The sequence below is a fragment of the Corynebacterium sp. ACRPE genome (assembly GCF_022347435.1).
In the GTDB taxonomy this organism is placed as follows: domain Bacteria; phylum Actinomycetota; class Actinomycetes; order Mycobacteriales; family Mycobacteriaceae; genus Corynebacterium; species Corynebacterium tuberculostearicum_D.
Map to the genome: position 1 here is coordinate 14,277 of NZ_JAKRNA010000020.1, position 24,447 is coordinate 38,723.

Below are 24,447 nucleotides of genomic sequence, written 5' to 3' on the forward strand. Positions count from 1 at the left end.
AAAGGAATATTGGCATGTCCAACATTATTGACAAGGTCGATGCAGCACAGCTGCGCGACGATATCCCGTCCTTCCGCCCAGGCGATACCCTCGACGTTAACGTAAAGGTTATCGAGGGCAACAACGAGCGTGCACAGCTCTTCAAGGGCATCTGCATCCGTCGCCAGGGTTCCGGCATCCGTGAGACCTTCACTGTCCGTAAGGTCTCCTTCGGTATCGGCGTTGAGCGTACCTTCCCGGTTCACTCCCCGAACCTGGAGTCCATCAAGGTCTCCCGCCGTGGCCGCGTCCGCCGTGCGAAGCTCTACTACCTGCGCGATCTGCGCGGCAAGAAGGCTCGCATCAAGGAGCGTCGCTAGTACTAGCGCGCTGCGCGCCAGCTTCCTCCTGCACCCAACTGTGGATGCAGGAGGATTTTTCTATGCCCAATTTCGCTTAATTCACAGTTGGAAGCCCTGATCTAAACGGAAAGTTGTCTGTGAATCCTCCTGCCGCGAGGGGGATAAGGCCGGAATCCGGACATGGGGTTGCTAGGATCTAGCGCGTGAATAAAGACAGCATCTCGCAGGAACAGTCGCCAGAAGGCGAGGGGGCCCACCCAGTACAGGGCGACGCCACCCAGCAAGGCAAAGAGGCGACTAAGAAGAAAGAAATGCCGTGGCTGCTGGAAACCCTTCTGGTAGTGGCGACGGTTCTCGTGGTCGTCGGACTATTCCAGAACTTTATCGGCCGGCAGTATGTGATCCCATCGGGTTCGATGGAGCCGACTCTCCACGGCTGCGAGGGCTGCACAAATGACCGTATCTTTACGGAAAAGATCTCTTACTACGGCGACGGCGAGCCAGAACCAGGCGATGTCGTCGTATTCAAGGGCACCGAGGACTGGAATTCCAGCTACGTCTCACCGCGCTCGTCCAATCCGATCATTCATGGCGTGCAGGATGCGTTGAGCTTCGTATCCTTGGCACCGCCAGACGAAAATACTCTGGTCAAGCGTGTGGTTGCTACCGGCGGACAGACGGTGTCCTGCCAGGAGGGCGATCCTGCTGTCATGGTAGATGGCAAACCCATCGAGCAGGACTACGTGCAAGACCCACCAACGTATCCGGTAGATGAGTCGACCGGCTCGGAGGCCTGTGGTGGTCCGTACTTTGGTCCCGTCGAGGTCCCGGAGGACAATATCTGGGTGATGGGCGATAACCGTACTGCTTCGGCCGATTCGCGCTACCATATGACCGATAAGTTCCATGGCACGGTTCCAGTAGAAAACGTCCGCGGCAAGGTGAAATTCGTATTCTGGCCGTTTACCCGCATTGGTGGGGTCGATGACCCGGACATTCAGGAATAAGCCTTCCTCTCAACGCCTGCGCACCCGGGATTTTCTCATCCCCGTGGTGGCAGGCTTTGTCCTGCTAGTACTCCTGCAGGCGCTGGTGGGGCGGATGTATGTCATTCCTTCTGCTTCGATGGAACCGACCCTGCACGGGTGTGCCGGCTGCAAAAACGATCGCATTGCCGTGCAAAAAGTCAGCTATTACTTCACGGACCCCAAGCCCGGGGAGGTTGTGGTTTTTGAAGGGCCCGAGTCGTGGAATAACGAGTTTGAGGTCAATCGCTCGCACAATATTTTTGTGCGCGGCGCGCAAAATGCCTTGGCAGCCGTAGGGCTGCTTCCCAATGGGGAAAATATCCTGGTTAAGCGCGTCATTGCTACCGGCGGGCAGACGGTGAGCTGTCAGGCTGGCGACCCTGCGGTCATGGTGAACGGAAAGCCTATTGACCAATCCTTCGTCCTCGATCCGCCGGAGATTCCCGTAGACCCCAGCGTGGGCTCGCAGGAGTGCGGTGGCGAGTATTTTGGCCCGGTTACCGTCCCCGAGGGAAACCTTTGGGTGATGGGTGATAATCGCACCAACTCCCTCGATTCCCGTGCACACTTGGGCGACCACCTGCAGGGCACCGTGCCGGTAGACAACGTCCGCGGGCGCGTTGAGGCCGTCATTTTGCCGCTTTCGCGTTGGGGCGGGGTGGAGCACCCGGAAATTTCGCATGCGGCGGCTTAAACAGCGACGCACCTACGAGGTCGCATTGAGCAAGGCCGGTTTAGGCCCGGTGGCCGGCGTAGATGAGGCTGGGCGCGGTGCCTGCTGCGGACCGATTACCATCGCAGCCTGCGTCATGCCCGATCGGCCGATCAAGGAGTTGGCGCAGCTTACAGATTCAAAGAAGCTAACTCCCAAACAGCGTGAGAGGCTCTTTCCACTCATTAAGGACAAGGCTGTGGACTGGTCTGTAGTGCATATTGGTGCGGGGGACATCGATAAGCGCGGCATCCAGCACGCCAATATTTCCGGCATGCGCAGGGCGGTTGCGCGCCTGGAAGCGCGTCCGGGCTATGTGCTTACCGACGCCCTCTTTATCCCCGGCCTTACCCAACCCCACCTGCCCATTATCGGCGGCGATGCGGCCGCACGGTGCATTGCCGCGGCGAGTGTATTGGCCAAAGTCAGCCGCGATCACCTGATGCACGAGCTGGATGCGCGGTACCCCGGCTACGGGTTGGCCAGCCATAAGGGGTATGGGACCAAGGCACACGAGGCCGCAATTGCGGCGCTTGGAGCGTGCCCGGAGCACCGGATCAGCTATGAGAATGTCCGCCGCGCACATGCGGAGTTTGCCGCGCGTGCCTAGCTAAAATCTAGCCTTTCTCGCGCTAAGCTAAAGCGAGCTAACCCACAACCTGGAGGTCCACCGTGAGTGCAGAGGAACTCGATAACTACGAGGCTGAGGTAGAGCTGTCCCTCTACCGCGAGTACCGGGACGTTGTCAGCCAGTTTTCCTATGTCGTTGAAACTGAGCGGCGCTTTTATCTGGCTAATGCGGTAGAGCTCATTCCGCATACCTCTGGGCCCGATGTGTACTACGAGGTGCGCATGTCTGATGCTTGGGTATGGGATATGTACCGCTCTGCGCGCTTTGTGCGCTACGTCCGCGTTATCACCTACAAGGACGTCAACATCGAGGAGCTGGATAAGCCGGAATTCATGATGCCGGAATAAGTTTGTCAAGCCGGCGCACGCGGCGCCGCGCCCTAGCTGTGGATAACAGAGGTGCAGAGCCTGGTTATCCACAGCTAGGGCCTTTTTGCTATTGCGTCCCTTGTGTAAGCCTTGCCAGCTGCGGTGTTCTGTGCTGGCCAATGAATTTCCCAACGCACAAGGAAACCACAATGCACTTTAATTCAGAACACCGCTTGGCCACGAAGAAGCCTCGCCATAACCAAGTCTTAGGCAAAAGGGGAGAGGCCTTCGCAGCGCGCTATCTGCGCGAGCGCGGGGCGGAAATCATCGCTGCCAACGTCTCTTATCGAGTGGGAGAGATCGACCTCATCGCCCGGGAACCTAACGGAACTATTGTCTTTGTTGAGGTTAAGACCCGCGCCAATTCCAACTACGGGGTAGCTGAGGCCGTAACCCCGCAGAAGCTCGCGCGCCTGCGCAAAGCCGCGGCGCAGTGGCTCGACGGAAGGCCACTGTCTGAGGTGCGATTCGACGTTATTGCCTTGGTCGCGCAGGGACAAGGATTCGTGCTGGAACACTTCAAGGGGGTCGAAGATGGCTCTAGGTAATTGTTTGACCATGTCCCTCAACGGAGTCTTAGCCCAGTTGGTTGACGTGGAAGCGAACGTCGGTCACGGACTGCCGGGAATTCACGTTGTAGGCCAGACGGATACCGCAATCTCCGAATCCCGGGACCGAATCAAGACCGCAGCCTTTAATTCCCATCTGCCCTGGCCCAAGACCAAAGTGGTTGTTTCCATGTCCCCGGCTTCGCTTCCCAAATCCGGGTCCCACTTTGACCTACCCATAGCGCTGGCAATCCTCGCGGCACAGGCGGAGGCCGACTTTCCGTCTTATGGCAGCACTCCCTCGCCCGCCCAACGCCTCCAGCGCACCTTGGTCCTAGGTGAGCTCGGACTCGACGGCTCCGTTCGGCCTGTAGCAGGTATTATCCCCGCTCTTCTGGCCGCACGGGAACAAGGAATCACAACTCTCCTTGTTCCGCCTGGCAATGCCGCCGAGGCGACTTTGGTGCCGGACATGGACGTACTGGTTGCTTCGTCGTTGAAGGAGGCTTTCGGCTGGGCCTGCGGTAATCGTGGGCTGCCGCAAGCTGGAAGTTTTTCGGGTTCCCTCAACCCCACGCCAGCGGCGGCATCGCGCCTCGACTTTAGCGATATTGCTGGTCAATCCAATGCGAAATGGGCTGCCGAGGTTGCGGCCGCCGGCGGCCACCACCTGATGATGATTGGGCCGCCTGGGTCAGGAAAATCCATGATCGCCTCGCGTCTGCCCACCATTCTGCCTACCCTTACCCCGGACCAGCAGGTCGAAACCACTGCAATTCATTCGCTGACCGGGACCCCAGGTGAGGTTATCGAGCGCGCCCCGTTCATCGCCCCGCATGCCTCGGTTACTCGGGCGGCATTACTTGGTGGCGGTTCCGGACATCCGCGCCCTGGTGCGGTGAGCTTGGCTCACAATGGTGTGCTCTTTCTCGACGAGGCCAGTGAGGTAGCCGCGCCGGTACTCGATGGTTTGCGTGCCCCGCTGGAGGAAGGACACGTGCGGTTGGCGCGCTCGCGCCGCGAGGTAACTTATCCTGCTCGCTTCCAATTGGTCATGGCGGCAAACCCGTGTAGGTGTGCGGCCGAAGACCCGTCCAAGTGCAGGTGCAATCCGCACGAGCGCATGAACTATCTATCCAACCTCTCCGGTCCGCTACGAGACCGTCTGGATATGGTGGTCACGCTAACGGGTCAGGCGGCAACGATTAACGCGGAGGGAGAAGAGGAATCCGCAGTTATCGCCGAGCGCGTCGCCGCGGCCCGTGAACGCGCCGCCGCGCGCTGGTGGGCGGATGGCATCACTGCGCGAACCAATGGCGAAGTCCCTTCGTCCTATTTGCGCCGAAAGAGACCGGCCGCCGAAGCCGCGATGGTCATGCTGTCCGCTTATTTGGCAGATGGCGAAATATCCCAGCGCGGAGTGGACCGCGTATTGAAGCTCTCCTGGACCCTGGCGGATCTAGCAGGAAAGGCGCAGCCGGATCTGGACGAAGTGGGGCGCGCGCTCGATCTACGCGGCTCAATTAATGTAGGGAGGCTCGCAGCATGAGCGAACTTGACCTCTCTACTCCTTATGCCACCTGGGTATACCTCAACCGAGTGGTGGAAGGTCCTTCTGCGGCGTTGCAGGCCTTGCTTACGCAGTACCCAGCTGAGGAAATCGCCCACGGAATCTTTCACCGTGCTGACTGGATAGGCCCGCTTTTGGCGCGCACGGCCTCTCGCTATGACTGGTTGCGGCAAGCCGAAGATATGGCGGCAGCCGAAAGGGTCGGGGCTCGGCTCATTACGGCAGAAAGCCCTGAGTGGCCTACAGAGGAGTTTGACTCTGCATTCGGCTTCTATCAGCACAGCGGGGAGGCCCCAGCTACTTTTGATGACCAAGCATTGCCGCCGCATAGCCTATGGGTGCGCGGTGCGCCATTGCAGGCAGAGGTTGCTCAAGCTGTAGCTATCGTCGGTACTCGTGCCATTTCTCGCTATGGCTGGCAGGCCACCCACAACGTCGTGTCCGGATTGGTTCAGCATGAATGGACTCCAATATCCGGCGGCGCGCTGGGAGTGGATACCGTCGCGCACGAAACCGCCCTGCACAACAACGGGCGCACGGTAGCCATAGCAGCGTGTGGCATCGATAGGGACTACCCAGCCCGCAATGCCAACTTATTCGCCAAGATTGCGGACAACGGTTGCATCATCTCTGAATTCGCGCCGGAAACCGCGCCGAAGCGCCACCGGTTCCTAACGCGGAATCGCTTAGTGGCAGCGCTGAGCCACGGCACAGTAGTTATGGAGGCCGCGTTTCGATCTGGTGCATTAAACACCCTTAACTGGGCAGAGGCGCTTGGGCGCGTTGCGATGGCGGTGCCGGGACCAATAACTACTAGCGGTTCGTTGGGCTGCCACCAGCGCATTCAAGAAGGCCGAGCACAGTTGGTTACCAGTGCCGATGAAATTCGCGCTTTAGTAAGTCGCGCCGGGGAAGTGGACCCAGGCGCACAGTACGAAATCAATTTTGCGGCAACCATGACCCAACGCCTCTCCCGCAATGAGTTGCGCGTCTTTGACGCGACGCCACCGCTAGGGCAGGAGAAAGCAACGGCAGAAGACATTGCCCGCGAAGCGGGATTCCGTTTACCGCTGACAGTTCACTTACTACTGGCACTGGAAAAGATGTGCGTTGTCGTCCGGCATGGCAATACCTGGGCGCGCCGGGAAACGGAATAAATGACACCTGCGTATGGCGAGTACACTGCTGTGGCATGAGTGAAGATGGTAAGTCCGCGAAGGCTCCGAAAGTTGAGGGGCAGATGGCTGAGGCCATTGAGGACTTCGCGGATTTCCAACTACATGTCAAAGGCCGCGCAGAAGCGACGGTGCGCGGGTATCGCTCCGACTTGCGCGACCTTGCACGCAGTGTGCCTACCTTCGCGGAGTTTGACCTCAACAGCCTGCGCCAATGGTTGGCAGAAGCTGTTACGGAAGGAAAGTCGCGTTCCACCCTGGCACGGCGCACCGCGGCAGCGAAGGGTTTTTCTACTTGGGCAGTGCGCGAAGGGCACCTGAAGCGAGACGTTGCTGCCCGCCTAGTTACGCCCAAAGTGGGGCGTCACCTTCCCACGGTTCTCGCTCCTGAGCAGGCCGGCGAGCTTATGGGCAATGCGGTCTCTGCAGATGAAGTCCACTTCCTTCGCGATAGCGCCATCTTGGAGTTGCTCTATGCCTCCGGTATGCGCGTGGCGGAGTTGGTCCGGCTAGATCTAGGGGATATTGATTTTCAACGTGGTACCTTGCACGTCACCGGTAAGGGTAATAAGCAGCGTGTAGTGCCTTTCGGGCACGCAGCGGAAGACGCCTTAAAGCAGTGGATTGACAAAGGCCGTGGAGAAATCGCTGCGGCCGATAATGAAGCGGTTTTTGTTGGCAGCAGGGGAGGGCGCATCGATCAACGCCAGGTGCGCCGCATTGTAGAAAAGGCCGCCAAAGTCACTGGTACACAGGGGCTTACCCCGCACGGGGTGCGCCACTCTGCCGCAACCCACCTTTTGGAAGGCGGGGCAGATTTGCGCGTAGTGCAAGAACTACTGGGGCACTCCTCGCTTAATACCACGCAGATTTATACCCACGTGTCCGCGCAGCGCTTGCAGCGCGTATACGACCAAGCCCATCCCCGAGCCTAAAGCGGTTTGAGGCGAATTACCGGCATATCCAGCAGGGTTAAAGGATCGATGTAGGTATCTTTGGCAATGAGTGCGCCCCAGTGCAGTCCGGGATAGCCATCGACGGGATTGCCTAAACGGCCTATCACTTGGCCCTCGCGGACTTCTTGGCCCTGCTTTACGGAGCCGTGCACTGGCTGATACGTCGTTCTCACTCCATCCGCGTGGTCAATGGAGACAACTGGTTTGCCAGCAACCGTGCCCACAAAGGCGACTTCGCCGTCTTCGGCGGCTACCACCGGTGAGCCCACCGATAGGGCCATGTCGACGCCGCGGTGGCCAGGGCTCCACTTCTGTTCTGGGGCATCGAATCCACGCAGCACCCGCGCCGGGCTAGGTTTGCCGGAAGCAGGGTCGACATAGGCCGTGGCCGGTGGGCAACACAAAATAAGAAGCGAAAGAAGGGTGAGGAAAGCGGCGGGGAGGAAGGCGGGGCGTCGGCAAGCGGGAAATGTGGAGGGGGAATGAAACTGATTCATGGGCACAGTGTCCGCCGGAGGCAAGCGGCTGGGAAGTGAGTTCTCCTTTAGTTGTGGACAACTTGGGTTGCATGATGTGGTTGAGCTGGTTGTGACGATTGAGGCAAAGTGGCTGCGGCGAAGATGTGGATAAGCTGACTTCGGTTTGGAAAAACCAGCGTAAGGGGATTATTCTTTGTGGCAGCAGTGTGTCCACCTCGTGGAGGCATTGACTACGCGCGGCGAAGTTGTCGCTTCCTGCTGGAAGGAAGAGACAGCCTGACGGTTGACGTGGTCCTTGGAAACAAGGTGTCAGCGGGGCCTTCGTTGCTAGGGTGCGGAATAAAACACCGCACAATTGGAAAACCGAAAGACAAGATAAAAGAAAGCGAGCGAATCATGGCAGTTGTAACCATGCGCGAGCTCCTCGACGCTGGTGTGCACTTTGGCCACCAGACCCGTCGCTGGAATCCGAAGATGCGTCGTTTCATCTTCACCGACCGTAACGGCATCTACATCATCGACCTGCAGCAGACGCTGACCTACATTGACGAGGCTTACGAGTTCGTCAAGGAAACCGTTGCACACGGTGGCACCATCCTGTTCGTTGGTACCAAGAAGCAGGCTCAGGAAGCAGTTGCTGAGGAAGCAACCCGCGTCGGTATGCCTTACGTCAACCACCGCTGGTTGGGCGGCATGCTCACCAACTTCCAGACCGTTTCCAAGCGTCTGAAGCGCATGAAGGAGCTTCAGGCAATGGACGAGCGTGAGGACGGCTACAAGGGCCGCACCAAGAAGGAAGTTCTCATGCTCAACCGTGAGCGCGCCAAGCTCGAGCGCGTTCTGGGTGGCATCTCCGATATGGCCAAGACCCCGTCCGCACTGTGGATTGTTGACACCAACAAGGAGCACATCGCGGTCAAGGAAGCTCACAAGCTGAACATCCCAGTTGTTGCCATCCTGGACACCAACTGCGACCCGGACGACGTTGACTTCCCGATCCCGGGCAACGACGACGCCATCCGCTCCACCAAGCTGCTCTCCGGCATCGTTGCCTCCGCTGTTGAGGAAGGCAAGAAGGCTCGTGAGGAGCGTCAGCTGGCTGCAGCTAAGGAAGCTGCCGGCGACTCCGCTGAGAAGGAAAAGCGTGACGCTGAGGCAGCTGCCGCAGCTTCCGACCCGGCTTCTGCGGAAAAGTCTGAGGAAGCATCCGCAGACAAGGCCGAGAAGTAGTCTTAACTTCTCGCTAGGAATTTTCCTCACCTGCGTTTAACTGAATACCCCACGCACTTTTGGTGTGGGGCAGCAAGGGAGTAATTCCTACCCAAGGCTGTTTACCAACCCCCGCCACCGTGCTTTAACGGCGGCGGGGGTTGGTTTTATCTATGCTGGGGGCTGCTGAAACCAGCTCCACTTTCATGCATAGGTGGGAAAGGGGTGGTTCTGCCACCCTAAAGCGGCGCGATTTCACCGCGTCGACTACGCTGTTTGAACGAACACTGTTTGATTTTCAAGGAGGATCGCCCCAACTATGGCGAACTACACTGCTGCAGACGTCAAGGCACTGCGCGAAGCTACCGGCTCCGGCATGCTCGATTGCAAGAAGGCTTTGGAAGAGTCCAACGGCGACTACGACAAGGCCGTTGAGTACCTGCGCATCAAGGGCGCTAAGAACGTCTCCAAGCGCGCTGACCGTGAGGCTACCGAGGGCCTCATCGCCGTTTCCGGCAACACCATGGTCGAGATCAACTGTGAGACCGACTTCGTTGCTAAGAACGAGGCTTTCAAGACCTTCGCAGCCAAGATTGCTGACGCTGCTGCTGAGGCCAAGGCAAACTCCGCTGACGAGCTCAACAACATTGAGATCGACGGCAAGAAGGTCTCCGAGGTCGTGGACGAGGAGTCCGCAAAGACCGGTGAGAAGCTGCAGGCACGCCGTGCAGTTACCGTAGAGGGCGACAACGTTGCCGTCTACCTGCACCAGCGTTCCGCTGACCTGCCGCCGGCAGTGGGCGTTCTGGTTTCCTACGAGGGCAGCGAGGAAGGCGCTCACGCCGCAGCACTGCAGATTGCTGCAATGAACGCTGAGTACCTCACCCGCGAGGACGTTCCTGCAGAGATCGTTGAGAAGGAGCGCGAGATCGCTGAGGCCACCACTCGTGAGGAGGGCAAGCCAGAGGCAGCCCTGCCGAAGATCGTGGAAGGCCGCCTGAACGGCTTCTTCAAGTCCATCGTTCTGCTGGAGCAGGCTTCCCTGTCTGATAACAAGAAGACCGTAAAGCAGGTTGCTGAAGAAGCTGGCACCACCATCACCGGCTTCGTTCGCTACGAGGTTGGCGCTTAAGCCCACCGCGCTTTAACAACTAGCCCACGAAGGACTATCCTTCGTGGGCTTTGTTGTGCGCTCACCGTGACGATTAGTGCGGCTTGACTGTCCCTAGGTGGGCCCGGCACGTAGCAATTGCCTAGTGACCTGCACCGGCAGGCGGTGTGAGGATGCGAAGGATATATGGGTAAGATAGGGCGGAGATTGAAACTGCCCCGCGTTAAGGAGACGAAGTAGGCGTGACTGCTGCAGATATTAAGCGAACCGGATACAAGCGAGTAATGCTGAAGCTGGGCGGTGAGATGTTCGGCGGCGGCAAGGTCGGTATCGACCCAGACGTGGTTGAAAACGTAGCCCGCCAAATCGCCGAGGTTTCCCGCCAAGGAATCGAGATTGCAGTGGTTATCGGCGGCGGAAACTTCTTCCGTGGCGCGGAGCTTTCCCAGCGCGGCATGGATCGTGCTCGCTCGGACTACATGGGCATGCTGGGCACGGTAATGAATTCCCTTGCATTGCAGGACTTCCTCAAGCAGCAGGGCGTCGACTGCCGCGTGCAGACCTCCATCAACATGGCGCAGATTGCCGAGCCGTACCTGCCGCTGCGCGCTGACCGCCACCTGGAAAAGGGCCGCGTGGTTATCTTTGGCGCCGGCATGGGCATGCCGTACTTCTCCACGGATACCACTGCCGCGCAGCGCGCCCTGGAAATTGGCGCCGAGGTTCTTTTCTTGGCCAAGGCAGTCGACGGAGTCTACTCCGATGACCCACGCACCAACCCGGATGCAGAACTGTACTCTGAAATCACTCCGCGTGAGGTCATTGAAAAGGGCCTCAAGGTTGCAGATGCCACGGCCTTTAGCCTGTGCATGGACAATGATATGCCGATTTTGGTCTTTAACCTGCTGGAGGAGGGCAATATCGCCCGCGCCGCAGGCGGCGAAGTTATCGGCACGCTGGTGCAGTCCTAATACTGTAAGGGCCGCGAACCTGCTACCTTTTTATACAGCCACCCCTATTCGTTTAAGGATGATTTAACCTCATGATCGATGAGATTCAGCTCGAAGCAGAAGAGCACATGACCGCTTCCGTCGAGCACACCCGCGAGCAGCTGGTGACCATTCGTACCGGCCGCGCGAACCCCACCATGTTCAACGGCTTGGTAGCCGAATACTACGGTGTACCTACCCCGATTACCCAGATGGCTACCATTTCCGTGCCGGAGCCGCGCATGCTGCTCATCAAGCCTTATGAGCAGTCCATGATTCATGAGATTGAAAACTCCATCCGTAACTCGGATTTGGGCGTGAATCCCACCAACGATGGTCAGGTTTTGCGCGTGACCGTTCCGCAGCTGACGGAGGAGCGCCGTAAGGAAATGGTGAAGCTGGCCAAGAGCAAGGGCGAGGACGGCAAGATTGCTATCCGTAATATCCGCCGCAAGGCCATGGAGCAGTTGAAGAAGCTGCAGAAGGACGGCGACGCCGGCGAGGACGAGGTCATCGCTGCGGAAAAGGAAATGGAAAAGATTACTTCCGGCTACATCGAGCAGGTGGACAAGCTGGTAGAAAATAAGGAAAACGAGCTGATGGAGGTCTAAGACCTCCCGTCATTGCCGCCGTGCCTGTCCCCGGCCGGCGGCGCTTTTTCTGTTCCGCGGTCTCCAGCTTCGAAGTTCGGGGTAGGGGCGAAGGCGCCGAAGAAGTCAACAGGGGCGCGAAAAGATGCAGCGAAAGGAGCCGGTCACGGTGAGTGACGCCATTAACCGCCGATTGCCACAGCCGAAGAATGGTGCAGGCCGCGATTTGCCGGCCGCTATCGGCGTTGGCGTAGGCCTTGGCGCACTTGTCGTGCTCGCCGTATGGGCCGGCCCGCTCGCGTGGTACGCGGTCGTCGCCCTTGCAGCTGGCGTTGCTATGTGGGAGGTGCTCAGCCGCCTGCGGGAGCATTCCTACTATATTCCGCGCACATTGCTCATTATTTTGGGCCAAGCCATGGTGTGGGTCTCGTGGCCACTGGGCGCGCCCGGGCTTGTGGCGGTCTATGTCACCGCTGTGCTGGCGCTTATGTTCGGCCGGCTTTTCCATAACGGTCGCCATCGCCCGCCAATTAACTACCTGCGCGATATGTCCGTCGGCATTTTTGTCCTGACGTGGATTCCGCTTTTTGCCACTTTCGCAGCCATGCTATCGCTGGTATCGACTCCGTTTGCCAGTGGTGCCGCTTCCATCGTGGTCTTCATGTTGTGCGTGGTAGCCTCCGATACTGGTGGCTATATCGCTGGCGTGATGTTTGGCTCGCACCCAATGGCCCCTGCAGTAAGCCCCAAGAAATCGTGGGAGGGCTTTGCCGGGTCCATCCTCTTTGGCGTGGTCACCGGAGCGCTTAGCGTGAAGTTCCTGCTCCATCACGATGCCTGGGTGGGTGGCCTGATGGGGCTTGGCCTTGTCATTTGCGCCACCTTGGGCGACTTGGTGGAATCACAGTTCAAGCGTGAGCTCGGAATCAAGGATATGTCGGCCTTGCTGCCAGGTCATGGCGGACTGATGGACCGTCTGGATGGCATGCTGCCTTCCGCCATGGTTACCTGGGTGGCCATTAGCTTCCTGGCAACGTTTACACCATAGGAGCAGCGGGTACGCGAAAGCCGCCTCTCCCCAATAGTCCGTCCTAAGAATGCAGGACAGGGGGAGAGGCGGCTTTTTGAGACTTATACCTGCTTAGCCTGCTTGCGAAGTTGGCGGCGCAACTCAAACATGCGCCAGCCACCGACTAGCGCCATGATGAGCGCTCCGCCAATGGCGAAGATGAGGAAAGCAATTCCGGCAGGGAACTCACCGGACCAGCCCAGGAAGTTCATGGGAACCTCGTGCTGGTTTTGCATGATGAAAACAATGAGAACAATCAGCAGCAGGAAACCTACGATGAGCGCGATCCACGTGCTGGCTGCGAAAGATCCCTTGGCTTTGCCGGAAGGCTGGGTGGAGTGAGAAGTAGAGTCAGAGACCGTCGGCTCTAGGCTAGGACCGGTTTCCCGTGCAGAAGTGTTTATCTCCGTCGAGGAGAGGTCTGCGTCGGAAGAAGAAAAGTCATCTGCGGGGTAATTCGGATTTGTCATGCATCCATTATTTCTTTAAACCTGTCGATTATGCCACTTGGCACGGCTTTCAATTGGAAAAACCCACGCAGACCGTGGAAAGATGGGCAACATTATGGCTCAACCAGTGAAACTTAACTTCTCCGCCCCGCGCCGCGGACTTCCCCCTAAGCACTTCGCGGACCTGACCGAAAGCGAGCGCATTGATAAGCTCGCAGAAATTGGCCTGCCTAAATTCCGTGCAAAGCAGCTGGCTAAGCACTATTACGAGCACTATACCGACAATGTGGAGGATATGACCGATATCCCCGCCGGCAAGCGCGAAGCAGTCAAGGAAGCTTTCTTCCCTGAGCTCATGCAGCCTATCCGGACTACTTCCACGGATGACGGCGAGACCACTAAGTCTCTGTGGCGTTTGCATGATGGCACGCTGCTGGAGTCGGTTCTGATGCGCTACCCAGGACGCGCCACGTTGTGTATTTCTTCCCAGGCCGGCTGCGGTATGGCCTGCCCGTTCTGTGCTACCGGCCAGGGCGGTCTGGACCGCAACTTGTCTACGGGCGAGATCGTTGAGCAGTTCCGCCATGCTGCAGCCGCAATGGCAGCAGAAGGCGGCCGCCTGTCCAACGTGGTCTTTATGGGCATGGGTGAGCCACTGGCCAACTACAAGCGCGTGGTGCAGGCCGTGCGTCAGATTACCGGCCAGGAAGGTGCCGGCTTTGGTCTTTCCCAGCGCAACGTGACCGTGTCTACCGTGGGCTTGGCTCCGGCAATCCGTAAGCTGGCGGACGAGGATTTGGCCTGCACGCTCGCCGTTTCCTTGCACACTCCGGATGATGAGCTGCGCGATGGCCTCGTGCCGGTCAATAATCGTTGGTCCGTCGATGAGGTGCTCGATGCTGCGCGCTATTACGCGGATAAGTCTGCTCGCCGCGTGTCCATTGAGTATGCCCTGATTCGCGATAAGAATGACCAGGATTTCCGCGCGGATATGCTGGGCCGCAAGCTGCATCAGAAGCTGGGCTCCAAGGTTCACGTCAATGTCATTCCGCTGAACCCCACGCCGGGCTCGGAGTGGGATGCAGCCCCACAAGACCGCCAGGACGAGTTCGTGCGCCGCGTGCAGGCCCAGGGCGTTCCTTGCACGGTGCGCGATACCAAGGGCGATGAGATTGCGGCAGCGTGTGGTCAGCTCGCAGCGGATGAACGGGAAGATAAGTCCGCCTAACTGATAACATTGGCGGATATGATTATTCCGAATTATCCGCCGCTTGCAGATGACCCCACCGCGCAGGCCTTTGCCGTGCGCGGTCTGAATAAATCTTTCGCTGGACGCCCCGCGGTGTCGAATTTGAGCCTCGACATCCCGCGGGGCTCTATTTATGGCATCGTTGGCCCGAACGGCGCTGGCAAGACCACCATGCTGACCATGGCGTGTGGCCTGCTGCGCCCCGATAGCGGTGAGGCGTTCATCGCCGGGCACAATACGTGGCAGGAACCGATTGCGGCCAAGGCGGCCATGGGCCTGCTCATTGATGGTGCTCCCGTCTTTGACCGCTTGTCAGGCCCAGAGTACCTGTATTATCTAGGCGCATTGCGCAGCATGAACCAAGCCGAGGTGGAGCACCGCAGTGCACAGCTGCTGGATGCCTTGCAGCTTGCCGACGCCGCCGATAAACCCATCGCGGACTATTCCGCAGGCATGACTAAGAAGATCCTTTTGGCAGGTGCGCTTTTGCATAATCCGGAAGTCGTGATCCTCGACGAGCCTTTGGAAGCGGTGGACCCGGTCTCTGGCCAGCTCATTCAGGAGCTCTTGCGCGCCTATGCCGCCCGCGGTGGCACCGTAATCCTGTCTTCACACGTCATGCAATTGGTGGAGGGCTTGTGTGATCATGTGGCCATTATCGCGGGAGGACAGGTGCTATCTGCTGGCCATGTGGAGGAGGTGCGCCAAGGGGGTAGCCTGACGGATGCCTTCATTCACTTTGCCGGTGGGCGTGACTTTGATGCGGGCTCTTTCGATTGGCTGCGCCGTGAAGGCGGCGAGCCGCAGCGCGGGGAAGGGGAGGCGTAAGCTCAATGACTTCGACGCTCCTCAAGCTGCACCGCACACTGTGGGCGCGCAATCTCAAGGCGAATGCCGCGGCGATCATGATCCCTATCTGTCTACTGCTCTACGGACTCATCGGCCTTGCGTCGCTAGGAGCTCTTGCTGCGGCAGATATCTCCATTGGAACTGGGAACGTGCAAGCCCTTACCGTGGCCCCTGCTGTAGGCACGCTTGCCTTTATCGTTATCACCCTCATCATGCCCAGCGGGGAGAATCAGCTTTCTGCCCGTGAGCTCTCCGCGTTGCCGGTGCGGTTAAAAGACATCACACCGGCACTAGCTATTGCCTCAGTACTTAATCTGCGAGCACCTGTATCTGTCCTTCTCTCCATCGCCTATGCGGTGGCGGGAAGTGTGATCTTGGCGGCCAATGGTAAGGCATTGTTTATCCTGCCCTTCTGCCTGGGCATGCTCTTTGCCTTAGTTCTGACGCTGGTTCTAGTGGACCTCGCGGTCTACGCCGGGGCTACTGTCGCGGAGCTAAGCTCGACCACCCTCAAAGTTTTGGGTGTGCTGGCGGTGTTCTTGCTCATCTTTGGTTCGAATCGGCTTGCATCCCTTGCTGGCTCTGATTTCCCATTGGGAACTGTGGGAGAGGGTCTGGCGTGGACGCCCGTAGGTGCACCGGTGGGCTGGGCGCTCGCGCTCGCCCAAGGCGAACCAGTAGTAGCCTTATTGCAGTTTCTCATCGCCGCGGCGTCGCTGGGCGCAGCCATCTGGGCGTGGCACCGGTTGTTGCGCTTGCAATTCGAGCGCCGCACACTCTTGTCTCCGAAGCACCAACGCCGCGAAAAGCCCAAAGGGATAAGCCGCTTTTCCTTGGGCTCCTTTTCCTATCGCGGTCCAGCTGCCATGGAATTTACCCGCTCGCTGCGCTACATCTTCCGCGACTCCCGCCTTATCGGCACCATCATCATGCAGCCAATTTTGGCAATCGTTTTTATAATTCAGGGCTTTACCACTGATTCCGTCATGCCGTCTATAGGAGTGCTATTTCTGGGACTCTTCGGCGGAATTGTAGCCACCAATGACTTCGGTTACGACGGTCCAAGCCTGTGGGTAAAGATGGCGGCCCCAGTTCGTCCGCGCACGTTTCTCTACGCGCGGCACTGGGCGCACTTGGCGCCCACAGCCATAACCTTCGTCCTCTCGGCGGCGGTGCTTTTCGCGGTGAGCGCCGACAAAGCGCTCACCGGGTGCTTGATGGTGGTCGCACTGGGAATTTTCATTTCTTCTGCAGGATTGTCATTGCTGCTATCCACCTTTAATCCCTTTGCCACCGCGCGGCCCGGTGGCAGTATGTGGGCAGATAAATCCGGCTACTCGGCCAGTGCCTTCTTAAGCGCCATTTTGAATTTGTTTATTGGCTGGACGCCGATTATCCCTGGCGTCATTCCAATGGCCATCGGCTACGGCTCGAATATGGTACTGGTTGCGCTGGGTTTCATCCTCGTCATTGCGGTTCCAGTTGCGTGTTATATCGTTGCCCTCCGGGTAAGCGGCAAACGCGTGGACAACTCCCTGCCTGAGATTTACGCCAAGGTGGGGCACTGGGTGTCTTAACCCTCTGGTCCCCGCGACTGTGGCTCCATCGCGGCTCTCCGGGGGTGGGTCCGTGGGGCTGGGAGCGGGGCCTAAACGACAGAATGAGTCGGCAAGTACGGGGCGTCGTCAAGCGCCAAGCGGAGGCATAAAAGAAACCGCCGGCCTTCGCGCGGAAGGGCGGCGGTAGCTAAAGCGTACTAAAGCTTAGAGCGTGTGCTTGCCGGAGGTAACCGGGGTGGCGTTGTTGGTGCCTGGCTCAACGCGCAGGTGAGAAACGCGGGAAGGCTCAATGTTGAGCGCGCGCAGCTGGGAATCGGTCAGCTCAGCGTATGCGCCGGTGTTGGTCTTCTGGTCGTAGACCCAGTCCGGCTCCTGGTGGCCCACCGGCTGGTTGCGGGCGGTCACGGTGCGCACCTGGTGCAACTTAGGCTGGAAAGCGTGGATGAGCAGGCCAACAGCGAGCAAGATAGCCAAGGCAATGAGCCAGATGGTCTCAACGTGGCCCTTGTGGTTACCAAAGTTGTAGGCAAGCAGGAACAGGACAGAGATCCAACCGGCGATCTGTACGCCAGAGCGGCTGATGCGGGACCAACCGAATCCTGCGGATGGAACGTCCTCAGTAGATACACCGTCAAATACCTGCGGTACCGGCTTGTGGGAAGACACTTGCTCTCCTTCGCTTCTGCGTGTGTCCGTCTGTGCGATGGGCATGCGGGCACACCAATGCCATTTGTCTGCTACACATTCTAAAACATCGCACCTGAGATGGCGATTAAACACCCCCGTCGCAGTGCGGCGTACCTGCCGCGCCCGCGCAATGGTGGTGGGCGCTAGGGTGGAGGCGTGACTACTCAGCGAATACTCATTCTTGGTTCCACCGGTTCAATCGGCACGCAGGCTCTGGAAGTCATTGCGGATAATCCCGATAAATTCGACGTCGTGGGAATCGCTGCGGGTGGCTCCAACCCGCAGCTCATCATCGAACAAGCCCGTAGCCTCAACCTTTCGTTTGACCACGTTGCCGTGGCCAACGAGGAGGCCGCGGCCGAGGTGTCGGCCGCTCTAGGCGGTTCGGTTTTGAGTGGCGCCGACGCTGCAGAGCACCTAGTGCGCTCGGCCCCGGCCGATACGGTACTCAATGCCTTGGTGGGTTCTTTGGGGCTCAAGGCCACCGTGGCCACCCTGGAGATGGGCGAGTATTTAGCCTTAGCCAATAAGGAATCCCTCGTCGCGGGCGGCACGCTGGTTACGCAAAAGGCGCGCCCTGGCCAGATTATCCCTGTGGACTCGGAACATTCCGCCATGGCGCAGTGCCTGCGTGCCGGCGAGGAAGGGGAGCTGGATAAGCTCGTCCTTACCGCCTCAGGCGGCCCCTTCCGCGGTTGGTCGCGCGAAGAAATGTGGGACGTGACCCCTGAGCAGGCAGCGCAGCACCCTACGTGGTCGATGGGGCAGATGAATACCCTCAACTCCGCCACCCTCATTAACAAGGGCCTAGAGCTGATTGAAGCCACCCTGCTCTTTGACATCGCACCTGAGCGCATCGACGTCACCGTGCACCCGCAGTCCATCATTCACTCCATGGCCACCTTCAAGGATGGCTGCACCATCGCCCAGGTCTCACCGCCATCAATGAAGCTGCCTATTTCGTTGGCGTTGAATTGGCCGCACCGCGTCCCAGGAGCCCAGCCGTCCTTGGATTTTGCGCAGGCACACGATTGGCGTTTTGAGCCGCTTGACGATGCCGCCTTTCCCGCCGTCAACCTCGCCCGCCGGGCCGCGGCCGAGGGAACAGGGGTCATCTACAACGCCGCCAATGAGGAAGCAGCGGCCGCGTTCTTGTCCGGGCGCATCCATTTCCCGGAGATCGTGGACGTCGTGGGCACGATCCTTGATTCCGCATCCGAGTTTACTGGTGTAGTCTCTAGCCTCGATGAAATCCTCGCGGTAGAAGGCGAGGCGCGCAGGCGCGCGAATGCGCTGATTGATTCGCTGGCTGACTAGAAAGCTTTCACACCATGGCAAACTTGCTGGGCATTGTGTTTTTCGCCCTTGGCATCGGGCTCACCGTAGCGTTGCACGAAGCAGGCCATATGCTCACCGCGCGTGCCTTTGGCATGCGCGTGCGCCGTTATTTTATTGGCTTTGGGCCGCGCTTATTTTCCTTCCGGAAGGGCCACACGGAATATGGGCTTGCGGCCTTCCCGGTAGGCGGGTTTTGCGATATCGCTGGCATGACGGCCCAGGACGAATTCCTCACCGAGGAAGAAGAGCCCCATGCGATGTATAAAAAGCCGTGGTGGCAGCGCATAATCGTGATGGCCGGCGGCATCGGTGTCAACCTGATTTTGGGCTTTGTCATCCTTTACTTTGTGGCGATGACGGCCGGTCTACCCAACCCGGATGCTGACGTGCGCCCGCGCGTGGGGGAGGTGACCTGCTCGGCCAACCAGAAGCCGAACCAAGAATTGGAAAAGTGTACGGGTGAAGGCCCCGCTGGAAAGGCCGGCGTGCAGGAGGGCGATATCGTCGTGGCCCTCGATGGCCAGAAGCTGGATTCTTTTACCCAGCTGCGCGATGAGGTAATGCAGCGCCCCGGTGAGACCATTACGCTGACGGTGGAGCGCGGTGGGGAAGAAAAGGACTTCCCGGTTCACCTCGATACGGTCAAGCGGTTGAACCAAGACGGCGAGCTAGTGGATGCTGGCTCGATCGGGCTGAGCAATCAGCTAATTGATGTCGTCGAAAAGCACGGCGCCGTCGACGCCCTGCCGGCAACCTGGCGCTTTAGCACCTACTCGCTGAGCGCAACGATCGACGGGCTGAAGCAATTCCCGGGCAAAATTCCGGGTGTGGTGGCCTCCATCTTCGGCCACGAACGCGAGGCCGATGGCCCGATGTCCGTCGTCGGCGCTTCCCGCGTGGGCGGCGAATTGGCGGAGCGCTCCCTGTGGTCGATGTTCTTTATGATGCTGGCCACGCTGAACTTCTTCCTCGCGCTCTTTAACCTGATTCCGTTGCCACCTTTTGACGGCGGACATATCGCCGTCATCATCTATGAAATGCTGCGCGATGGCATCCGCAAAATGGCGGGCAAGCCAGCTCTGGGCCCGGCCGATTACACCAAGTTGATGCCGGTGACCTATGTGATGGCCGCGCTGCTAATGGGCGTTGGGGCTATCGTTATTGTCGCCGATGTGGTTAACCCCATTCGGCTATTTGGCTAGCCGCCGCAGCCCCCGCTGCGTGCACTTCAGGCATAAAGCAAGCAGTGCTAGAGTGGGGGCGTTAATCACCCACCGTATGTATTTACTGTGCTTCAGCAAGGAGAATTCATGTCGACCCCCATCGGTCTAGGAATCCCAGACGGCCCACCACCAGTCCTGCACCCGCGCCGCAAGACTCGTCAGCTGCAGGTGGGCCCGGTCGGCGTCGGCTCTGACTCGCCCATCTCGGTGCAGTCAATGACCAATACCAAGACGCACGACATTAACGGCACACTGCAGCAGATCGCGCAGCTGACCGCTTCCGGCTGCGATATCGTGCGCGTGGCTTGCCCTAAGCCCATCGACGCGGAGGCACTTCCGGCCATTGCCAAGAAGTCTCCGATCCCGGTGATTGCGGATATCCACTTCCAGCCTAAGTACATCTTCCAGGCCATCGACGCTGGTTGCGCCGCCATCCGCGTGAACCCAGGCAATATCCGCGAGTTTGACGGCCGCGTGAAGGAAGTTGCTAAGGCAGCAGGCGATGCCGGCATTCCCATCCGCATCGGCGTGAATGGTGGCTCCTTGGATAAGCGCCTGCTGGAAAAGTACGGCAAGGCCACCCCGGAGGCACTCGTCGAGTCCGCTATTTGGGAGGCTGGCCTCTTTGAGGAGCACGGTTATGGCGATATCGCTATTTCCGTTAAGCACTCCGATCCGGTTTTGATGGTGGAGGCATACCGCCAGCTGGCGGAAAAGACTGATTACCCGCTGCACCTTGGCGTGACCGAGGCTGGTCCGAAGTTCATGGGCACCATCAAGTCTTCGGTTGCCTTCGGCGCACTGCTGGCAGAGGGCATTGGCGATACCATTCGCGTGTCCCTGTCCGCTCCGCCGGTAGAGGAAATCAAGGTGGGCGACCAGATTCTGCAGTCGCTCAACCTGCGCCCGCGCAAGCTGGAGATCGTCTCCTGCCCGTCCTGCGGCCGCGCCCAGGTGGACGTCTACAAGCTGGCGGAGGAAGTTACCGCCGGCTTGGACGGCATGGAGTTCCCGCTGCGCGTTGCCGTGATGGGTTGTGTTGTCAACGGCCCAGGCGAGGCCCGCGATGCTGATCTCGGCGTTGCTTCCGGCAATGGCAAGGGGCAGATCTTTGTTAAGGGCGAGGTCGTTCGCACCGTGCCGGAAGACAAGATCGTGGAAACCCTCATTGAAGAGGCCATGCGCATTGCCGATGAGCAGGGTATGGAAGCCGTGGAAGGCGCCAAGGCTGAGGTTCGCGTAACCCAGTAATTTACCCACTTTGAGCAGACTGCCCCGCACTTCGGTGTGGGGCAGTCTTTTTTGGCGCTTGCGCTGCTAGAGTGCCAAGACATGAAGAAGTTGGTCGCGCTGGTTGCAACTATCACGCTCGCCTCCACCAGCGTGGTTTCCTGTACTCCGAAGCCGGTTTCAGCCGAGCCGGTCGCGGAAGAATTCCTCCAGGGGATGGAGTCCCGGAATAATGACGGTTTAGCCGCGCTTACCGACGCCCCCTCGGACGCCACCTCCGCTCTCGATGCCACCTACTCCGGCCTGCAGGCCGAGGGGCTCGACATGGAGCTTGAAGGCGTGGACCAGGATGAGAACCTCGCCACGGCGAACTACAAGGTCACCTGGGATCTGCCCAAGGATCGTACCTTGAGCTATGACACGCAGATGACGTTGACCAAGACTGAGGATGAGTGGACGGTGCGGTGGAAGCCGAGCCTTATCCACCCCGACCTGGGAGCAAATCAGCACCTGGAATTGCGCGCGCTGGAGGCAGAGCGCGCCAGCGTGGTTTCTTCCAACGGGGTGGAATTGATGAGCCCGGGGCTGAATTACCGGCTGGTGGTAGATACCAGCTCGCTGGATGATGTGCGGCCCACCGCTTCCAAGATCAGCGGCGCACTGGCTGCCGCCCATAGCCAGGATGACTCCATTGCGGAGATGGATGCCAAGGACCTGGCCAAAAAATTGGAGGATGCAGACGGCTCCTTTTCCGTCACCATGTTTACGGAGGACCAAGCCAAGGCCGTGCGCCCCAAGGTCGAAGGCATAGACGGCGTGCGACTCAATGAAGAACCGGCTCTGGTCACCCGCGACCGTGGCCTGGCACCCGATCTGATGTCGCGCGTGCGTTCCGCGGTCCAAGATGAAGTCGATGGCCAAACCGGCTGGTCCATTTCCGTGGTCAATGAAAATGGTGCGGCGCTCTCTGATGTGGAAAAGCACGACCCTGATGCGGCGCCATCGATCAAGGTAGGCCTAGACTACGACGTGCAGCGGGCCGCGCAGGAGGCGGTCAATGAGCGTGCCGATTCCCAGGCCATGCTCGTAGCCATCCGGCCCTCCAATGGCGATATCCTAGCCGTCGCCCAAACCGAGAAGGCCGATGAAGACGGCGACGTAGCCCTCCAAGGTCAGTACCCTCCGGGCTCGGTGTTCAAGATTCTCACCGCCGCGGCCGGCGTAGAAAAGCAGGGGCTTAATACCGATACCATCGTTCCGTGCCCTGGCACCATGGATATCTTTGGCCGCGTGGTGACCAACTACAATGCCTTCGCCCTAGGTAGCGTTCCGCTCAGCCAAGCCTTCGCACAATCGTGCAACACTACCTTCGCGGATATTTCCACCAAGCTCAAGCCTGGTGAGTTGAAAGACATGGGAAAGAAGTTTGGCTTCGGCGTGGAATACGATATCCCAGGTCTTACTACCATTACCGGTTCCATTCCGGAGGGCAAAGAACCACTCGAGCGCACTGAAGCTGGCTATGGACAGGGTTACGACTTGGCTAGCCCTTTCGGCATGGCTCTTGTCTCCGCAACGGTTGCTAATGGCAAGACGCCTACGCCCACGCTTATCGAAGGCCACGAAACCAAAGCCTCCGATAAGCCGCAGCAGATTTCGAAGCCTGTGCTAGATAACGTCCGCGGCATGATGCGCCAAGTAGTCACCAACGGTACTGCCCGCAGCATGGCAGCGGGTGGCACGATTTACGGCAAGACCGGTGAGGCCGAGATTAATGAAGGTTCGCACGCCTGGTTTACCGGCTACCGCGAAGAAGACGATATTGCCTTTGCCACCCTCGTGGTCTTGGGCGGCGGCTCCGATGTCTCGGTCAATATCACTAGCAATTTCTTGCAGAAGGTCGATGACTACCGGTCCGGACCGCACGAGGGTGCGGCTCCGCCGGCCGAAGGGTAGAAACCCCGCCTGCCCTCGTGACCCCGGCTGCTGCATTATGGGCGTGGAGGACTACCATGGAAAACCATGAGTAATCGAGGAAAGCTAAAGCCAGGCAAGCCCACTCCGATCCTCACCGTCCCGGAGAGCATTGAGCGCCCGGAGTACGTATGGAAGGACGAAGTACAGGAGGCCGTAGGCGAGCCCTATGTGCAGTCCCCAGAGGTCATCGAGAAGATGCGTGAGGCCTGCAAGATTGCAGCCAACGCCCTCAAGGAGGCCGGCAAGGCCGTGCAGCCGGGCGTAACCACTGATTATGTGGACCGGGTGGCGCACGAGTACATGTGCGACCACGGCGCTTACCCGTCCACGCTGGGCTACCGCGGCTTCCCTAAGTCCAGCTGTGTTTCCCTTAACGAGATTGTCTGCCACGGCATCCCGGATACCACCGTGATTGAGGATGGCGACATCGTCAATATCGATATCACCGCTTATAAGAACGGCGTCCACGGTGACAATAACGCCACCTTCCTTGCCGGTAATGTCTCCGAGGAACACCGCCTGCTGGTAGAGCGCACCAAGGAAGCCACTATGCGGGGCATCAAGGCTGCAAAGCCTGGCCGTGAGATTAACGTCATTGGCCGCGTTATTGAGTCTTATGCCAAGCGCTTCGGCTACAACGTCGTGCGCGATTTCACCGGCCACGGCGTCGGCCCAACTTTCCACAACGGTCTTGTGGTCCTACACCATGACTCGACCGTGTACCGCGACATCCTTGAGCCTGGCATGACCCTGACTGTTGAGCCGATGATTAACCTCGGCTCTTTGGACTATGAAATCTGGGATGATGACTGGACCGTCCAAAACACCGACGGCAAGTTCACCGCTCAGTTTGAGCACACCCTCGTCATTACCGAAGACGGCAATGAAATTCTTACCATTCCAGATGAGGACTAGTACTTAGTCTCAGAACAATCTGAATGCCGCCTCCATTTCCAGAGAAGGGGAGTGGAGGCGGCTTTTGCATACTTGGGGTTAAGTAGCAAAAAGTGTGTCTGAGTTACAGTGATCTTGCTGCTCAGGTTGGGTAAATCGGGCGGATATAAGGTCTTGGTGCTTATATCCGCGCGTTTCGTGTTCAATCCATCGGAA

25 protein-coding genes are annotated in these 24,447 nt (G+C 58.8%); 22 read left to right on the top strand and 3 right to left on the bottom strand.

What is annotated here, in order from left to right; translation table 11 throughout:
- The first annotated feature begins 14 nt into the window (after positions 1 to 14).
- The 9 genes from rplS (at position 15) to MHY13_RS09405 (ending at position 7,308) form a co-directional block, all read left to right on the top strand.
- The gene (gene rplS, locus MHY13_RS09365; protein WP_005325245.1) at positions 15 to 359 is read left to right on the top strand and encodes a 50S ribosomal protein L19; all 345 of its coding nucleotides are present in this window, start codon (positions 15 to 17) and stop codon (positions 357 to 359) included.
- A gap of 185 nt (positions 360 to 544) precedes the next feature.
- Positions 545 to 1,348, top strand: coding sequence for a signal peptidase I (lepB, locus tag MHY13_RS09370; RefSeq protein ID WP_239282952.1), 804 nt, complete (start codon positions 545 to 547; stop codon positions 1,346 to 1,348).
- Positions 1,326 to 2,063, top strand: coding sequence for a signal peptidase I (gene lepB, locus MHY13_RS09375; RefSeq protein ID WP_239282953.1), 738 nt, complete (start codon positions 1,326 to 1,328; stop codon positions 2,061 to 2,063). The genes lepB (MHY13_RS09370) and lepB (MHY13_RS09375) overlap by 23 nt, the downstream gene beginning before the upstream one ends.
- Positions 2,050 to 2,691: a ribonuclease HII gene (locus MHY13_RS09380; protein ID WP_239282954.1), complete on the top strand. Its 642-nt coding sequence runs from the start codon at positions 2,050 to 2,052 to the stop codon at positions 2,689 to 2,691. The genes lepB (MHY13_RS09375) and MHY13_RS09380 overlap by 14 nt, the downstream gene beginning before the upstream one ends.
- 62 nt (positions 2,692 to 2,753) lie before the next feature.
- Complete coding sequence (locus MHY13_RS09385) at positions 2,754 to 3,059, top strand: DUF2469 domain-containing protein (protein WP_005325239.1); 306 nt, start codon at positions 2,754 to 2,756, stop codon at positions 3,057 to 3,059.
- Between the two features lie 170 nt (positions 3,060 to 3,229).
- Positions 3,230 to 3,628 carry a YraN family protein gene (locus MHY13_RS09390; protein ID WP_239282955.1) on the top strand — a complete coding sequence of 133 codons (399 nt, stop codon included), beginning with the start codon at positions 3,230 to 3,232 and terminating at the stop codon, positions 3,626 to 3,628.
- Positions 3,615 to 5,177 carry a YifB family Mg chelatase-like AAA ATPase gene (locus tag MHY13_RS09395; protein WP_239282956.1) on the top strand — a complete coding sequence of 521 codons (1,563 nt, stop codon included), beginning with the start codon at positions 3,615 to 3,617 and terminating at the stop codon, positions 5,175 to 5,177. The genes MHY13_RS09390 and MHY13_RS09395 overlap by 14 nt, the downstream gene beginning before the upstream one ends.
- A complete protein-coding gene (gene dprA / locus MHY13_RS09400) occupies positions 5,174 to 6,355 on the top strand; it encodes a DNA-processing protein DprA (protein ID WP_239193096.1) in 1,182 nt (393 codons plus the stop codon). Before MHY13_RS09395 ends, dprA begins: the two co-directional genes overlap by 4 nt.
- 35 nt (positions 6,356 to 6,390) lie before the next feature.
- The gene (locus tag MHY13_RS09405; protein ID WP_239234688.1) at positions 6,391 to 7,308 is read left to right on the top strand and encodes a tyrosine recombinase XerC; all 918 of its coding nucleotides are present in this window, start codon (positions 6,391 to 6,393) and stop codon (positions 7,306 to 7,308) included.
- On the opposite strand, the gene MHY13_RS09410 is transcribed toward MHY13_RS09405, so the two are convergent.
- Complete coding sequence (locus MHY13_RS09410) at positions 7,305 to 7,826, bottom strand: M23 family metallopeptidase (protein ID WP_239282957.1); 522 nt, start codon at positions 7,824 to 7,826, stop codon at positions 7,305 to 7,307. The two genes, MHY13_RS09405 and MHY13_RS09410, sit on opposite strands and share 4 nt — an antisense overlap.
- Before the next feature lie 378 nt (positions 7,827 to 8,204).
- Between MHY13_RS09410 and rpsB the strand changes: the two genes are divergently transcribed.
- The 5 genes from rpsB to MHY13_RS09435 all read left to right on the top strand — a co-directional run bounded on the left by rpsB (position 8,205) and on the right by MHY13_RS09435 (position 12,755).
- The gene (gene rpsB, locus MHY13_RS09415; protein WP_005325233.1) at positions 8,205 to 9,038 is read left to right on the top strand and encodes a 30S ribosomal protein S2; all 834 of its coding nucleotides are present in this window, start codon (positions 8,205 to 8,207) and stop codon (positions 9,036 to 9,038) included.
- Positions 9,039 to 9,336: 298 nt separating this feature from the next.
- A complete protein-coding gene (gene tsf, locus MHY13_RS09420; RefSeq protein ID WP_005325225.1) occupies positions 9,337 to 10,149 on the top strand; it encodes a translation elongation factor Ts in 813 nt (270 codons plus the stop codon).
- Between the two features lie 263 nt (positions 10,150 to 10,412).
- Positions 10,413 to 11,099: a UMP kinase gene (gene pyrH / locus MHY13_RS09425; RefSeq protein ID WP_023027755.1), complete on the top strand. Its 687-nt coding sequence runs from the start codon at positions 10,413 to 10,415 to the stop codon at positions 11,097 to 11,099.
- Between the two features lie 71 nt (positions 11,100 to 11,170).
- Positions 11,171 to 11,728, top strand: coding sequence for a ribosome recycling factor (frr, locus tag MHY13_RS09430; RefSeq protein WP_005325221.1), 558 nt, complete (start codon positions 11,171 to 11,173; stop codon positions 11,726 to 11,728).
- A gap of 124 nt (positions 11,729 to 11,852) precedes the next feature.
- Complete coding sequence (locus MHY13_RS09435) at positions 11,853 to 12,755, top strand: phosphatidate cytidylyltransferase (RefSeq protein WP_239193090.1); 903 nt, start codon at positions 11,853 to 11,855, stop codon at positions 12,753 to 12,755.
- Positions 12,756 to 12,838: 83 nt separating this feature from the next.
- Here MHY13_RS09435 and MHY13_RS09440 read toward each other — a convergent pair whose 3' ends face one another.
- Positions 12,839 to 13,246 (bottom strand): lipopolysaccharide assembly LapA domain-containing protein, encoded by a 408-nt coding sequence (locus MHY13_RS09440; RefSeq protein WP_239193088.1) that lies wholly within the window; start codon positions 13,244 to 13,246, stop codon positions 12,839 to 12,841.
- A gap of 82 nt (positions 13,247 to 13,328) precedes the next feature.
- On the opposite strand from MHY13_RS09440, the gene rlmN reads away from it, so the two are divergent.
- The 3 genes from rlmN to MHY13_RS09455 are packed head-to-tail and all read left to right on the top strand — an operon-like array spanning position 13,329 to position 16,900.
- Positions 13,329 to 14,453, top strand: a complete 1,125-nt coding sequence (gene rlmN / locus MHY13_RS09445; protein WP_239228370.1) for a 23S rRNA (adenine(2503)-C(2))-methyltransferase RlmN — start codon at positions 13,329 to 13,331, stop codon at positions 14,451 to 14,453.
- 18 nt (positions 14,454 to 14,471) lie between these two features.
- Positions 14,472 to 15,302 carry an ABC transporter ATP-binding protein gene (locus MHY13_RS09450; protein WP_239193084.1) on the top strand — a complete coding sequence of 277 codons (831 nt, stop codon included), beginning with the start codon at positions 14,472 to 14,474 and terminating at the stop codon, positions 15,300 to 15,302.
- Positions 15,303 to 15,307: 5 nt separating this feature from the next.
- The gene (locus MHY13_RS09455; RefSeq protein WP_239282958.1) at positions 15,308 to 16,900 is read left to right on the top strand and encodes a hypothetical protein; all 1,593 of its coding nucleotides are present in this window, start codon (positions 15,308 to 15,310) and stop codon (positions 16,898 to 16,900) included.
- Between the two features lie 186 nt (positions 16,901 to 17,086).
- Here the strand turns inward: MHY13_RS09455 and MHY13_RS09460 are convergent, their stop codons facing one another.
- Complete coding sequence (locus MHY13_RS09460; protein ID WP_239194850.1) at positions 17,087 to 17,593, bottom strand: DUF2631 domain-containing protein; 507 nt, start codon at positions 17,591 to 17,593, stop codon at positions 17,087 to 17,089.
- A 132-nt stretch (positions 17,594 to 17,725) separates the two neighbouring features.
- On the opposite strand from MHY13_RS09460, the gene dxr reads away from it, so the two are divergent.
- The 5 genes from dxr (at position 17,726) to map (ending at position 24,252) form a co-directional block, all read left to right on the top strand.
- Positions 17,726 to 18,886, top strand: a complete 1,161-nt coding sequence (dxr, locus tag MHY13_RS09465; protein WP_239194853.1) for a 1-deoxy-D-xylulose-5-phosphate reductoisomerase — start codon at positions 17,726 to 17,728, stop codon at positions 18,884 to 18,886.
- Positions 18,887 to 18,900: 14 nt separating this feature from the next.
- Positions 18,901 to 20,109 (top strand): RIP metalloprotease, encoded by a 1,209-nt coding sequence (locus MHY13_RS09470; protein ID WP_239194899.1) that lies wholly within the window; start codon positions 18,901 to 18,903, stop codon positions 20,107 to 20,109.
- 108 nt (positions 20,110 to 20,217) lie between these two features.
- Positions 20,218 to 21,381, top strand: a complete 1,164-nt coding sequence (gene ispG / locus MHY13_RS09475; protein WP_179386645.1) for a flavodoxin-dependent (E)-4-hydroxy-3-methylbut-2-enyl-diphosphate synthase — start codon at positions 20,218 to 20,220, stop codon at positions 21,379 to 21,381.
- An 81-nt stretch (positions 21,382 to 21,462) separates the two neighbouring features.
- A complete protein-coding gene (locus tag MHY13_RS09480; RefSeq protein WP_239234672.1) occupies positions 21,463 to 23,316 on the top strand; it encodes a penicillin-binding transpeptidase domain-containing protein in 1,854 nt (617 codons plus the stop codon).
- Positions 23,317 to 23,382: 66 nt separating this feature from the next.
- Positions 23,383 to 24,252, top strand: a complete 870-nt coding sequence (gene map / locus MHY13_RS09485) for a type I methionyl aminopeptidase (RefSeq protein WP_005325202.1) — start codon at positions 23,383 to 23,385, stop codon at positions 24,250 to 24,252.
- The last annotated feature ends 195 nt before the right edge of the window (positions 24,253 to 24,447 follow it).